Below are 11,515 nucleotides of genomic sequence, written 5' to 3'. Positions count from 1 at the left end.
GTCGCCTCGTACGGTGGCCGCTTGCCATGAGTGCGCGTCAACTCCGCAGGCCCCTGGCGCTGGCGATCCATGGCGGTGCCGGTGTCATCGAACGGAACGCGCTGGGCGCGGAGGCCGAGCGTGCGATCCGGGCCGAACTGGATCGCGTGCTGGATGCGGGCCACGCGGTCCTCGGCAACGGCGGCACGGCGCTGGATGCGGTGGAAGCGGCAGTCGCGATGCTCGAGGACTCGCCTTACTTCAACGCCGGCTACGGGGCCGTGTTCACCGCCGACGGACGACACGAACTGGATGCTTCCATCATGGATGGCCACGGTCGCCGCGCCGGCGCGGTCGCGGGCGTGTCGACGGTGCGTCATCCCGTGCGGCTGGCACGCCGGGTGCTGGAGGAGTCGTCGCACGTGTTCCTGATCGGTGAAGGCGCTGAACAATATGCCGACACCCATCCCGACATCGAGCGCGTACCCAACGAATGGTTCGACACCGAGCCACGCCGCGAACAGCTGCGGCAGGCGCAGCAGCGTGAGCAGCGCGCGTGGCAGGCCAGCCAGGACCTGCGCGGGAAGTACTTCGGCACGGTGGGTGCGGTCGCGCTGGATTCGCACGGGCACGTTGCGGCGGCTACCTCCACCGGTGGCATGACCAACAAGCGCTGGGGCCGTGTCGGTGATTCGCCACTGATCGGCGCAGGCACATGGGCCGATGCACATTGCGCCGTTTCATGCACCGGCTGGGGCGAGTACTACATCCGCAATGCAGTGGCGCACGACATCGCGGCACGCGTGGCGTATCGCGGCGACCGGCTGCAGGTGGCCGCGGAGGACGTGATCCTGGGAGAAGTGCCCGCGCACGGTGGCGATGGAGGTGCGATCGCGCTCGACCGGGAGGGCAACATCGCGCTGGTATTGAGCACGACAGGCATGTACCGGGGCTGGATCGGTCCGGATGGTTCGCGCGGCATCGCCATCTACCAGGACGCCTGAGTGTCGCCTGCGTCCGGTGGTGCGCGTGGATTTGAGCTCGGTGAGGACACGTGCCGCCAGCTGCGCACGCAGGCCCTGCGCCTGTGCCGGCGTGCGCAGGATGCCGATGACCTGGTGCAGGACACCTTGCTGATCGCCCTGCAGGCGGGTCGCCATGATCTGCCCTGGCTCTCGGGCGTGCTGCGACGGCAGGCCATGCTCACCGCGCGCACGGCGGTGCGGCGGCGCGCACGCGAAGCGACGGCGGCGGCGGCGGACATCGATGATGCCGCCGCCGGATCCACAGGGGAGACCGCGGCGTTGGCGCCGCCCTGGCTGGAGGGGCTGCCGCCTTCGGCGCGTCGCGTCGCGGTACTGGCGCTGCACGGGCTGTCCGCGGACGAGATCCGCTGGCTGCTGCGCATCGAACCCACGGCGTTCCGCCAGCGCCTCACGCGCATCCGCCGGACACTGGCGGCCCAATCATCGGCGGTGCGTGCGGACAGCATCGCCCTGGCGTATGCACGCGATCCGGCGCGCTGCGTGGCGCTGCAGTTCGGTTTGACCCGGCGTGTGCTGAAAGCCGCCATGCGCGTGGGCGAGGGCCTGGGAACGCACGATCCCGACGGCCACCTGATCCTGATCGACGCCGGTGCTCACACATCGCCTTCCCGCGGCAACGGAAAGAAGTGAATCCCACAGGAAGAGATCCCATGCTCACGAACTGCAAGGTAGGCGCCATCGTTCTCTTCGTTTCCGATCTGGCCCGGTCGGTGACGTTCTATCGCGACACCCTCGGGCTGCCGCTGGAGTTGCTGGACGGGCATGACGGCCCATGGGCGACGGGCGAAGTGGACGGACTGGCGTTGGTCCTGATTCCACGCCCTGCCCGCGCAGGAGAATCGCCGGTCGTCGTCTTCAGTCTCGAGGGTGGCATCGATGACTATGCCGAGGCATTGGCAGCCAGTCAGGTGGAGATCGTGGTGCCCGTGAGCGAATCGCCCGATGGAGGTCTGTCACTGGATTTCCTCGATCCCGACGGCAATGTCCTGAGCCTCCATCAACCCGCCGGCGCCGCCCGCAGGCGCTGAATCGCACCACATGGGCGGTCGCGTCGCGGCGGAACAGTCCTTCGCGATGCGACTCGTTCTCATGGCTACCGGTGCCATCCTGCACTTCGCTCCCAGGCATGAAAATGTGAGCTGTAAATCCATATCTAGAACGAAAATTACAAGCTAGATTCGGCCCACTGCGCTGTCCGGCGCGGCAATCACAACACTCGGAGTCGGATCGGCTTATGAAGAAGAATCGCATGGCGAAGTGGGTGGGTTTGGCGCTGGTGACGATGGGCGCGGCGCAAGCCGCCAACGCGGGCGGCAGGCCGGACCTGGTGATCAAGGGATTGAAAGCAGGTCAGCCCCACGTCAGTGGCGAGCTGCTGGTGAAGTATCGCGATGGCGCGGTGGCCGGCGACCGCGACGCCGTCGTGCACGGGCTGGGTGCGCAGAAGCTGGAGACGGTGCGCCGCGGCAATGGACGCCGTGGCGAAATCGCGCTGCTGAAGCTGCCGGGCAACGTGGACCTGTCCGCGGCCGTGCAGGCGCTCAGCGCCGATCCGGCCGTCGAGTACGCTGAACCGAACTGGACGTATCAGCACAACGCAGTATCCAACGACACCTACGCCACCAACGGCTCGCTGTGGGGAATGTACGGTGATGCGGGCACGCCCGCGAATGCTTACGGCTCGCAAGCCTCCGAGGCATGGGCGGCCGGCCACACCAGCTGCGGCAACGTCGTCGTCGGCGTGATCGACGAAGGCATCTACTTCAGCCACGAAGACCTGGCGGCCAACATCTGGACCAATCCGTACGACCCGGTCGACGGCGTGGACAACGACGGCAACGGCTACGTCGATGACGTGCGGGGCTGGGACTTCGATGGCAACAGCAACAACATCAATTCCGGCGGCGCCAACGACGACCACGGCACCCACGTGGCCGGCACCATCGCCGGCGTCGGCGGCAACGGCAAGGGCGTGGCCGGCGTGTGCTGGAGCGGCGTCAAGTTGATCAGCGGCAAGTTCCTCGGCCGTCGCGGCGGCAACACGGCCAATGCGGTCAAGGCGCTGGACTACTTCACCGACCTCAAGACCCGCCATGGCCTGAACCTGGTGGCGACCAACAATTCGTGGGGCGGCGGTGGTTATTCGCAGGCCCTGAGCGATGCGATCGACCGCGCCGGCCAGGCCGAGATCCTGACGATCGTCGCGGCGGGCAACGACAGCGTCAATTGCGAAGGCAACACCTCCGGTGCCTGCTACCCGGCGTCGTATCCCAATGCGAGCATCATCTCGGTGGCGGCACTGCGCTCCACCGGCGCGCTGGTCTACAACTATGGCGTGACCACCGTGGACCTGGGCGCGCCCGGCTACGGCATCTGGTCGACGGTGCCGACCTCGTCGAAGGGCAAGATCGTGTCCGGCTATGCCAGCTACAACGGCACGTCGATGGCGACGCCGCACGTCACCGGCGCAGCGGCCCTGTATGCGTCCACGCGCCCGGGCGTGACCGCGGCGCAGATCAAGGCGGCGATCCTCGGTGCCGCCGTGCCTACACCCTCGCTGCAGGGCAAAACGGTCACGGGCGGACGCCTCGACGTCAGCGGTTTCTGACGCTCCGCGATGCTCCAGGCATGAAGAAGCCCGGCAATGCCGGGCTTCTTTTTTGCAGTTACTTCACGTACTGCGCGATCACCCGCTGCCAGATGTCGTAGCCGGCGGCATTCATGTGCAGGCGGTCGTCGATGAACAAGGTCTCGTCCGGCTGACCCTTGGCATCCAGCATCGGCGTGAAGATGTCGATGTAGTCCACGCCCAGCCGTTTCGCTTCGGCCTGGATCAGCATGTTGGCTTCGCGTTGCGTCGCAAGCAGTTGGGCGCGCGACGGGCTCGGCTTGGTGCTGATGTAGGCGATCTTCGTTTCCGGCAGATCGCGGCGGACGCGCTGGACGAAGGCGGTGAAGTCCTGTTGCAGCTGTTGCGGCGTGCGGCCGGCGTTGAGGTCGTTGTCGCCTGCGTAGATCAGGAGCTGCCGGGGTGCGTACGGCACGATGATGCGATCGGCGTACCAGGTGCTGTCGCGCAGTTCGGAGCCGCCGAAGCCGCGGTTGATCACCGGCACGCCGGGGAAGTCCTGCGCGAGCGTGTCCCAGAAACGGATCGAAGAGCTGCCGATGAACAGCACGCCACGGCGCGGGGGCGGGGACTTCGCGTCGGCAGCCTCGAAACGCTGCATGTCGGCCTCCCAGGCCGGGCTCGAGACCTGGTCCGGGATGCGCGGGGCCGTCTGCGCCCGGGGCTCCGCGACCGCCTCCGGCCCGGTGGGCGGGGTGCCGGCACACGCGGCCAGGGCAGCCAGCAGCACGACGGACAGGGAAAGGCGGAACGTGTTCAGGAAAGGCACGGGGGGAGGGCTCCTTCTTGTCGGACGGGCCCTAGTGGACCAGCCCGTGCCGGGCGATGCAAACCGCCCTGGGGCGGTACGTGGGCGCCTTGTGGCAAAATTGCCACCTTGGCGCGGTATCCGCGCCGGCTCCACCCGATCCGACCTCCCGCTGGACCAGGCCCTTGCCTGACCGGCCGGAGACGATGCGGGGCTTCCTTCGCATCGACCTGCCATGGCTGACGAAACCGGACACCTTCCCCGCGGCCCCGGCCGCATCCTCAAAGCCACCGTGTGGTCCATCCAGGGCCTGCGCGCGGCGTGGATGCACGAATCCTCCTTCCGGTTGGAGGTGTACCTGCTTGTCGTGCTCGCGCCGCTGGCGCTGTGGCTGGGCGGAACCGGCCTGGAGCGCGCGCTGATGATCGGCAGCTGCCTGCTGGTGCTGGCCGCCGAACTGCTGAACTCCGCGGTGGAAGCCGTGATCGAACGCTATGGTCCGGAACACCACGAACTCGCCGGCCGCGCGAAGGACATGGGTTCGGCGGCGGTCTTCGTGCTGATGATGAATGTGCTGCTGTGCTGGGGATTGATCCTTGCGCCGCGCTACCTGTGAAATCCTGATATGAACAAGGTCTCTACCCGATGATGGAATTGCTTACCGATCCGCAGGTGTGGATCACGCTGATCACGCTGAGTGCGATCGAAATCGTGCTGGGCATCGACAACCTGGTCTTCATCTCCATCGCGGTCAGCAAGCTGCCGCCGCACCAGCGCGAAGTCGCACGCAAGTTCGGCATCGCGGTGGCGTGCATCACCCGCATCCTGCTGCTGCTGACGCTGGCCTGGCTGGCCGGCCTGACCGCCGACCTGTTCACGCTGTTCGGGCAAGGCATCTCGGTGCGCGACCTGGTGCTGATCCTGGGTGGTGTGTTCCTGCTGGTGAAGGGCACCAAGGAAATCCTGGAACTGGTAAAGGGCGAACCCGATTCCGAAGACGTGCACACGCGCCCGGCGGTGTCGTTCGCTGGCGTGATCGCGCAGATCGCGGTGATCGACATCGTGTTCTCGCTGGACTCGGTGATCGCGGCAGTCGGCATGGCCAACCACACCCCGGTGATGGTGGCGGCGATCCTGCTGGCGGTGGCGGTGATGCTGCTGGCGGCCAAGCCGCTGGGACAGTTCATCGACAACAACCCGACCATCAAGATGCTGGCGCTGGCCTTCATCGTGGCCGTCGGCGCCTATCTGCTGCTGGACGGCTTCGAAATGCATATCCCGAAGGGTTACCTCTACGGCGCGATGGGCTTCTCGGCCGTGGTCGAGTGCCTCAACCTGTGGGCGAAGAAGCGGGCCGGCCGGCGCATGCTGCGCGAGTGAGCCTTGCATCCATCGCGTGCCGCAAAGGGCTCCTTCGGGAGCCCTTTTCTTTTCACGGGGGGCTAACAAGTCGGCGCACCACGCACTGTGACGTGGCGGATGCTTGCGTGGTCATGGGCAAGGTGCTGCAATCGGCGCGTCCGTCCAAGGGAGTGTCGTGCCATGCAGGTTTCGCGTCTGTGGTTGCTCGTCGTGTTGACCGTACTGCTGTCCGGCTGCGGCTACAACACCATCCAGCAGAAGGACGAAGCCGTGAAGGCGGGCTGGTCCGAGGTGCTCAACCAGTACAAACGTCGTGCGGACCTCATTCCCAACCTGGTCAAGACCGTGCAGGGCTATGCGCAGCAGGAGCGCCAGGTGCTGACCGACGTGACGAACGCGCGCGCGCGCGTGGGCCAGATCCAGGTCAATGCCGACGATGCCGCCTCGCTCCAGCAGTTCCAGCAGGCGCAGGGTGAACTTTCCGGGGCACTGTCCCGGCTGCTGGTCGTCACCGAGAACTACCCGAACCTGAAATCCGACCAGTCCTTCCGCGACCTGCAGGCGCAACTCGAAGGCACCGAGAACCGCATCACCGTGGCGCGCGGGCGCTACATCCAGACGGTGCAGGACTACAACACCTACATCCGCCAGTTCCCGCAGGTGATCACCGCCAAGGTCACCGGCGCGAAGGAGAAGCCGAACTTCACCGTCGAGAACGAAGCGGCCATCTCCGAAGCGCCGGCCGTCGACTTCGGTACGCCGGCCCCGGCGACGCCGCAGGCTCCGACACCACCGCCTCCGCCGTCGCCCGGCAACTGATCAGCGTCCCGGCGCTTCCATGCTGCGTGCGCTGGCGCTCTGCCTGCTGCTGATCGCCGCGCCCGCCTGGGCGCAGTCGCTGGCGCCGATTCCCGCGCTCGATTCGCCGGTGGTCGATACCACCAGCACGCTGGATGCCGCGCAGAAGCAGCAACTGGAAGCGCAGGCATTGGCGTTGCAGCAGCGCAAGGGCAGCCAGCTGCAGGTGTTGATGGTGCCCAGCACGCAGCCCGAAACCATCGAACAGTACGCGGTGCGCGTGTTCGAACAATGGAAGCTGGGCCGCAAGGGCGTGGATGACGGCGTGCTGCTGCTGGTGGCCAAGGACGACCGCCGCGTTCGGATCGAAACAGGCTACGGACTGGAGGGCGCGATTCCCGACGCCATCGCCAACCGCGTGATCCAGGAATACCTGGCGCCCAGGTTCCGCGCCGGTGACTACGCGGGCGGCATTGGCGACGCGACCGCGACGCTGGTGAAACTGATCGACGGTGAAGCGCTGCCCGAACCGGTCAGCACGCATCGCGTTTCCGGTGAAGGCGGCAGGGGCGGCGGCGTGCTGTTCGCCGCATTCGCCGCCTTCGTCGTGGCCACCATCGTGCGCGGCATGTTCAGCCGTGCGCCGTCCGGCATCCGCGGACTGTTCACGGGCGGTGCGGCCGGTGGTGTTGCACTGCTGCTGTCGTCGCTGCTTGCGGTCGGTGGCATCGCCGCCGTGCTGGGATTGCTCTACGGTCTGATGTCGGTGTCGACCCGCGGCGGGTACGCCCGGCACCGGGACTGGGGTGGCTGGGGTGGCGGAGGCGGTGGCTTTGGTGGGGGAGGCGGGGGCTTCGGCGGAGGTGGCTGGGGTGGTGGCGGCGGCATGTCGGGGGGCGGTGGCGCCTCCGGGAGTTGGTGATGCGCGTTCTCCGCCATCTGTTCGCCCGTTCGGCGCGCCGGCTGTTCCCGGAATCGACCCTGCACCACATCACCGACGCCATTGCCGAGGGCGAGCGCAGGCACCGCGGCGAGGTGATGTTCGCGGTGGAGTCGGACCTGCCATTGGGTGCGGTACTTTCCGGGGTGGATCCGCGCGAGCGCGCGCACGAGGTGTTCGTGCGGCTGCGCACCTGGGACACGGAAGCCAACAACGGCGTGCTCATCTACCTGCTGCTGGCCGACCACCGCATCGAGATCGTCGCCGACCGCGGCTTGAACGGCCTCGTCAGCGACGCGGCATGGCGCGAGGTCTGCCACCTGATTGAAGTGGGCATGGCGGAGAACCGGGCGGAACAGGCCGTCATCGACGGCATCCGCGCAGTCTCGGACCTGCTGGCGCTGCATTTTCCGCAGCTGGACGGCCGTCCGGACGAGGACGAACTGCCCAACCGGCCGCACTTGCTGGACTGATCCGCCGATCGCCGATCAGTCCGGGATCCGCCACGCGCGGGCAGGGTGGGGCAAAATAGCCCATCCCCACCGGCCAAGCCGAGGCGCATGATCTACCTCCACCAGATCGATCCGATCATCCTTTCGCTGGGTCCGCTGAAGCTGCACTGGTACGGCCTGATGTACCTGCTGGCGTTCGTCACCGCCTGGTGGCTGGGACGCATGCGCGCATCGCAAGGGCGACTGCCCGGCGTGGACGCCAACGCGTTCTCCGACCTGATGTTCTACGGCATGCTGGGCGTGGTGCTGGGCGGCCGCATCGGCTATGTGCTGTTCTACGGGTTTGGCACCTTCCTCGAAAATCCCTTGTCGATCTTCAAGGTCTGGGAAGGCGGCATGAGCTTCCATGGCGGCCTGCTGGGCGTGATGGCCGCCGCATGGTGGTGGTCGCGCAAACATCGCCTGCATTTTTTTGACACGATGGATTTCGTTGCACCGGTGGTCGCTCCCGGGCTCGGCTTTGGCCGCATCGGCAACTTCATCGGCGCCGAACTGTGGGGCAAGCCGACCGGTGCCGACTGGGGCGTGATCTTCCCGACCGATCCCGCGCTGCGCGGCCTGGATGCGGCGCAGTTGCAGGCGCAGTATGCGGCGGGTGCGCTGGATCCGTTCGCGCGCCATCCTTCGCAGCTCTACCAGGCGCTCCTCGAGGGGCTGGTGATGTTCGTGGTGCTGTGGACAGTGTCGCGCAAGCCACGCGCGCGCTACACCATCTCCGGCCTGTTCGCGCTGATGTACGGCGTGTTCCGTTTCGTGGTGGAGTTCGTGCGCGTGCCGGATGCGGACATCGGCTATCTCGCCTTCGGTTGGCTGACAATGGGCCAGGTGCTGAGCCTGCCGCTGGTGGCACTGGGCCTGTTCCTGCTCGCGTTGTCGCGTCGCGCGCCCACCCTGCAGCCCGTCCTGCCCGCGCCCGGTGCCGGCAAGGACATCGCATGAAGCCATCTGCCGGAGGCAAAGAATGAAACAGTACCTCGACCTGCTGCGACACGTGCTGGAGCAGGGCACCGAAAAGTCCGACCGCACCGGCACCGGCACGCGCAGCGTGTTCGGCTGGCAGATGCGCTTCGACCTCAACGAAGGCTTCCCGCTGGTCACGACGAAGAAGCTGCACCTGCGCTCGATCGTGCACGAGCTGCTGTGGTTCCTGAAGGGCGAGACCAACATCGCCTACCTCGAGGACAACAAGGTCAGCATCTGGGATGAATGGGCCGATGCCGACGGCGAACTCGGCCCGGTCTACGGCAAGCAATGGCGTCGCTGGGCCACGGCCGACGGCGGCGAGATCGACCAGATCAAATGGGTCGTCGAGGAGATCAAGCGCAACCCGGACTCGCGCCGGCTGATCGTGTCGGCCTGGAACGTGGCCGACCTGCCGAAGATGGCGCTGATGCCCTGCCACACGATGTTCCAGTTCTACGTGGTGGAGGGAAAGCTCAGCTGCCAGCTCTACCAGCGCAGCGGCGACATCTTCCTGGGCGTGCCGTTCAACATCGCCAGCTATGCGCTGCTGACCCACATGGTGGCGAAGGCCTGCGGATTGGGGGTGGGCGACTTCGTGCACACGCTGGGCGACGCGCACCTGTATTCCAACCACTACGAGCAGGCGCGTGAACAGCTGTCGCGCGAACCCCGCGCGCTGCCGAAGCTGCACCTGAGTGCCGACGTCACGGATCTGTTCGCCTTCACCTACGACGACATCGAGATCCACGGCTATGATCCTCATCCCGCGATCAAGGCGCCGGTGGCGGTCTAACCATTGTGAGTCGGGATTCTCAGCTACGGAGACGGACGTTGTGCAGGCTGATCCTGCCCGATCCGGGCAGTCAAGGAAGGAAACCCGTCATGTCGCTGTCGAAGTATTCCCGCAAAGCGCGCGAAAAGTTCGCCGATCACCTGTTCTCCCTGGCCACTTCGCTGGTGACCGGTTTCACCACGATCCTTCTGATCGCACCGCTGGGATTGGCGTTGTCGGCCCTGTTCCGGCCCGGTGACGAGACCGAGGGCTTCTTCAAGGCGCTGGTCACGATTCCGCCGCTGGAAGGCGCGTTGTTCGTAGCGATTTACCTGGCCGTCGTGTGGCTATCCGTGAGCGCGCGTGCGCAGGCGATGAAGATCTATACCGAACTGTATCCCGACTGATGCACATCTCCCTGATCGCCGCCCTTGACCGCAACCGCGCCATCGGCCGCGACAACGACCTGCCGTGGCGACTGCCGGATGATCTGAAACGCTTCAAGACACTGACGCTGGGCAAGCCGGTATTGATGGGACGCAAGACCGCCGAATCCCTGGGCCGTGCGTTGCCGGGCCGGCTCAACCTGGTATTGACGCGCCGTGGCCGCGTGCCGTTCGAAGGCATGCAGGGGGTGGCCTCGTTTGAAGAGGCGATCCGGATCGCGGCAGAGCAGGGGAGTGAAGAGTTGTGCGTGATCGGCGGTGGCGAGATTTACGCGCTGGCACTTGGTCATGCGGACGTGCTGCACGTGACCGAGGTCGATACCGTGGTCGAGGACGCGCACGCCTTCTTCCCCGCGTTCGATACCGCGCAATGGCGCGAGATCGCGCGCGAATCGCATCCGGTGGATGCGAAGCATGCGTTGGATTTTGACTTCGTCGAGTATCGGCGCACCTGAAAGCAGGCGGTACGCCTTCAACCCTGGTCCGTCATTCCGGCGAAAGCCGGAATCCATTGGTCGTCAGCTGACGCACATCTGACCGTAGGATCAAGATGGATTCCGGCTTTCGTCGGAATGACGGGCGGAGTCCACCCTCTGGCGTCTTTGGGCGGGTTCGCAGCGAGCGGACGGCCTGCGGCATCGAGCGGGTCCTGCGCTAGGGAGGCGCGCCCGGCGTGCGCGTCTCCGGTTGCCGGTAGTGTCCGATGATGGCGTGGCGGAACAGGATGTCGTCTTCCTGCGTGCCGGAGTTGATGTTGTGCAGGATCAATGGCGTGCCGTCGTGGCTGCGGCGGTCGGAGACGATGCCGATGTGCAGCAGGCCGCTGCCGGTGAGTTTCCACGCCACGATGTCGCCGGGCGCGAAGTCCTTCTCCGTGCGACCGATGGGCTGTTGCCATCCCTGCCGCTTGAACCAGTACATCTGGTTGGGGACGCGACGATGGTCGATGTTGCGGTCGGGTCGGCTCAGGCCCCACTGGCGCGGGTACAGGGCGAAGTGCGCGCGCATGTCCTCGTGGATCGCCTGCTGAAGATCCAGCCCTTGCGTACGCAGCGCGCGGATCACCACGTCCGTGCACACGCCCCGATCGGCCGGCACGTCGCCGCCGGGATAGGACAGGCTGAAGTAGGCCGGGTCGTAGACGCGGACCACGCCGATCTGCGCGCGTGCCGCCGAGACCAGCGACGGAGAAAGGATGGGCGGCGCGTCCGGCACCGTCGCCGGCGCCGCCGTGGGGTCGAGGGCAACGGGCGTTTCGTCGCGGCATGCCGCGAGCGTCAGCAGCATCAGGCACAGCGATGCGCACCGTGCCAGCCGCAT

The 11,515-nt window shown here is 66.4% G+C and carries 15 protein-coding genes; 13 read left to right on the top strand and 2 right to left on the bottom strand.

The genetic code is table 11. From position 1 onward, the window contains the following. Positions 1 to 26 precede the first annotated feature (26 nt). The 4 genes from ACIPRS_RS07300 (at position 27) to ACIPRS_RS07285 (ending at position 3,633) form a co-directional block, all read left to right on the top strand. On the top strand, positions 27 to 983 hold the full coding sequence (locus ACIPRS_RS07300; RefSeq protein WP_337731381.1) for an isoaspartyl peptidase/L-asparaginase family protein: 957 nt from the start codon (positions 27 to 29) through the stop codon (positions 981 to 983). Beyond that, positions 984 to 1,655, top strand: coding sequence for an RNA polymerase sigma factor (locus tag ACIPRS_RS07295; protein WP_446538081.1), 672 nt, complete (start codon positions 984 to 986; stop codon positions 1,653 to 1,655). It abuts the gene before it with no gap. A gap of 20 nt (positions 1,656 to 1,675) precedes the next feature. Beyond that, positions 1,676 to 2,053 (top strand): VOC family protein, encoded by a 378-nt coding sequence (locus ACIPRS_RS07290; RefSeq protein WP_446538080.1) that lies wholly within the window; start codon positions 1,676 to 1,678, stop codon positions 2,051 to 2,053. Positions 2,054 to 2,259: 206 nt separating this feature from the next. Continuing rightward, the gene (locus tag ACIPRS_RS07285; RefSeq protein ID WP_446538079.1) at positions 2,260 to 3,633 is read left to right on the top strand and encodes a S8 family peptidase; all 1,374 of its coding nucleotides are present in this window, start codon (positions 2,260 to 2,262) and stop codon (positions 3,631 to 3,633) included. Positions 3,634 to 3,691: 58 nt separating this feature from the next. On the opposite strand, the gene ACIPRS_RS07280 is transcribed toward ACIPRS_RS07285, so the two are convergent. After that, positions 3,692 to 4,369, bottom strand: a complete 678-nt coding sequence (locus tag ACIPRS_RS07280) for an SGNH/GDSL hydrolase family protein (protein ID WP_446538442.1) — start codon at positions 4,367 to 4,369, stop codon at positions 3,692 to 3,694. A gap of 268 nt (positions 4,370 to 4,637) precedes the next feature. Here ACIPRS_RS07280 and ACIPRS_RS07275 point away from each other — a divergent pair, with 268 nt between their 5' ends. The 9 genes from ACIPRS_RS07275 (at position 4,638) to ACIPRS_RS07235 (ending at position 10,650) form a co-directional block, all read left to right on the top strand. Further along, the gene (locus ACIPRS_RS07275) at positions 4,638 to 5,018 is read left to right on the top strand and encodes a diacylglycerol kinase (RefSeq protein WP_337731376.1); all 381 of its coding nucleotides are present in this window, start codon (positions 4,638 to 4,640) and stop codon (positions 5,016 to 5,018) included. A 29-nt stretch (positions 5,019 to 5,047) separates the two neighbouring features. Further along, positions 5,048 to 5,782 (top strand): TerC family protein, encoded by a 735-nt coding sequence (locus ACIPRS_RS07270; RefSeq protein WP_142125807.1) that lies wholly within the window; start codon positions 5,048 to 5,050, stop codon positions 5,780 to 5,782. A 162-nt stretch (positions 5,783 to 5,944) separates the two neighbouring features. Beyond that, the gene (locus ACIPRS_RS07265; protein WP_192201936.1) at positions 5,945 to 6,583 is read left to right on the top strand and encodes a LemA family protein; all 639 of its coding nucleotides are present in this window, start codon (positions 5,945 to 5,947) and stop codon (positions 6,581 to 6,583) included. A gap of 19 nt (positions 6,584 to 6,602) precedes the next feature. Then, positions 6,603 to 7,484, top strand: a complete 882-nt coding sequence (locus ACIPRS_RS07260) for a TPM domain-containing protein (protein ID WP_446538078.1) — start codon at positions 6,603 to 6,605, stop codon at positions 7,482 to 7,484. Continuing rightward, positions 7,484 to 7,975, top strand: coding sequence for a TPM domain-containing protein (locus ACIPRS_RS07255; protein WP_142125810.1), 492 nt, complete (start codon positions 7,484 to 7,486; stop codon positions 7,973 to 7,975). Before ACIPRS_RS07260 ends, ACIPRS_RS07255 begins: the two co-directional genes overlap by 1 nt. A gap of 87 nt (positions 7,976 to 8,062) precedes the next feature. Beyond that, on the top strand, positions 8,063 to 8,953 hold the full coding sequence (gene lgt / locus ACIPRS_RS07250) for a prolipoprotein diacylglyceryl transferase (protein WP_337731373.1): 891 nt from the start codon (positions 8,063 to 8,065) through the stop codon (positions 8,951 to 8,953). Between the two features lie 22 nt (positions 8,954 to 8,975). Further along, positions 8,976 to 9,770 (top strand): thymidylate synthase, encoded by a 795-nt coding sequence (locus tag ACIPRS_RS07245; protein WP_446538077.1) that lies wholly within the window; start codon positions 8,976 to 8,978, stop codon positions 9,768 to 9,770. Between the two features lie 89 nt (positions 9,771 to 9,859). Next, the gene (locus ACIPRS_RS07240) at positions 9,860 to 10,156 is read left to right on the top strand and encodes a hypothetical protein (protein ID WP_446538076.1); all 297 of its coding nucleotides are present in this window, start codon (positions 9,860 to 9,862) and stop codon (positions 10,154 to 10,156) included. Next, positions 10,156 to 10,650, top strand: coding sequence for a dihydrofolate reductase (locus ACIPRS_RS07235; RefSeq protein ID WP_446538075.1), 495 nt, complete (start codon positions 10,156 to 10,158; stop codon positions 10,648 to 10,650). The genes ACIPRS_RS07240 and ACIPRS_RS07235 overlap by 1 nt, the downstream gene beginning before the upstream one ends. 199 nt (positions 10,651 to 10,849) lie before the next feature. Here the strand turns inward: ACIPRS_RS07235 and ACIPRS_RS07230 are convergent, their stop codons facing one another. Further along, positions 10,850 to 11,515: a DUF1287 domain-containing protein gene (locus ACIPRS_RS07230; protein ID WP_446538074.1), complete on the bottom strand. Its 666-nt coding sequence runs from the start codon at positions 11,513 to 11,515 to the stop codon at positions 10,850 to 10,852.

Source organism: Pseudoxanthomonas sp. LARHCG66, from assembly GCF_052871755.1.
This window is presented reverse-complemented; position numbering and strand designations above follow the sequence as displayed.

Bases quoted from the DNA above. Each gene is read 5' to 3' on its own strand.
- ACIPRS_RS07300 (WP_337731381.1), top strand. From the start codon at position 27: ATGAGTGCGCGTCAACTCCGCAGGCCCCTGGCGCTGGCGATCCATGGC.
- ACIPRS_RS07290 (WP_446538080.1), top strand. From the start codon at position 1,676: ATGCTCACGAACTGCAAGGTAGGCGCCATCGTTCTCTTCGTTTCCGAT.
- ACIPRS_RS07285 (WP_446538079.1), top strand. From the start codon at position 2,260: ATGAAGAAGAATCGCATGGCGAAGTGGGTGGGTTTGGCGCTGGTGACG.
- ACIPRS_RS07275 (WP_337731376.1), top strand. From the start codon at position 4,638: ATGGCTGACGAAACCGGACACCTTCCCCGCGGCCCCGGCCGCATCCTC.
- ACIPRS_RS07270 (WP_142125807.1), top strand. From the start codon at position 5,048: ATGATGGAATTGCTTACCGATCCGCAGGTGTGGATCACGCTGATCACG.
- ACIPRS_RS07265 (WP_192201936.1), top strand. From the start codon at position 5,945: ATGCAGGTTTCGCGTCTGTGGTTGCTCGTCGTGTTGACCGTACTGCTG.
- ACIPRS_RS07260 (WP_446538078.1), top strand. From the start codon at position 6,603: ATGCTGCGTGCGCTGGCGCTCTGCCTGCTGCTGATCGCCGCGCCCGCC.
- ACIPRS_RS07255 (WP_142125810.1), top strand. From the start codon at position 7,484: ATGCGCGTTCTCCGCCATCTGTTCGCCCGTTCGGCGCGCCGGCTGTTC.
- lgt (WP_337731373.1), top strand. From the start codon at position 8,063: ATGATCTACCTCCACCAGATCGATCCGATCATCCTTTCGCTGGGTCCG.
- ACIPRS_RS07245 (WP_446538077.1), top strand. From the start codon at position 8,976: ATGAAACAGTACCTCGACCTGCTGCGACACGTGCTGGAGCAGGGCACC.
- ACIPRS_RS07240 (WP_446538076.1), top strand. From the start codon at position 9,860: ATGTCGCTGTCGAAGTATTCCCGCAAAGCGCGCGAAAAGTTCGCCGAT.
- ACIPRS_RS07235 (WP_446538075.1), top strand. From the start codon at position 10,156: ATGCACATCTCCCTGATCGCCGCCCTTGACCGCAACCGCGCCATCGGC.
- ACIPRS_RS07230 (WP_446538074.1), bottom strand. From the start codon at position 11,515: ATGCGGCTGGCACGGTGCGCATCGCTGTGCCTGATGCTGCTGACGCTC.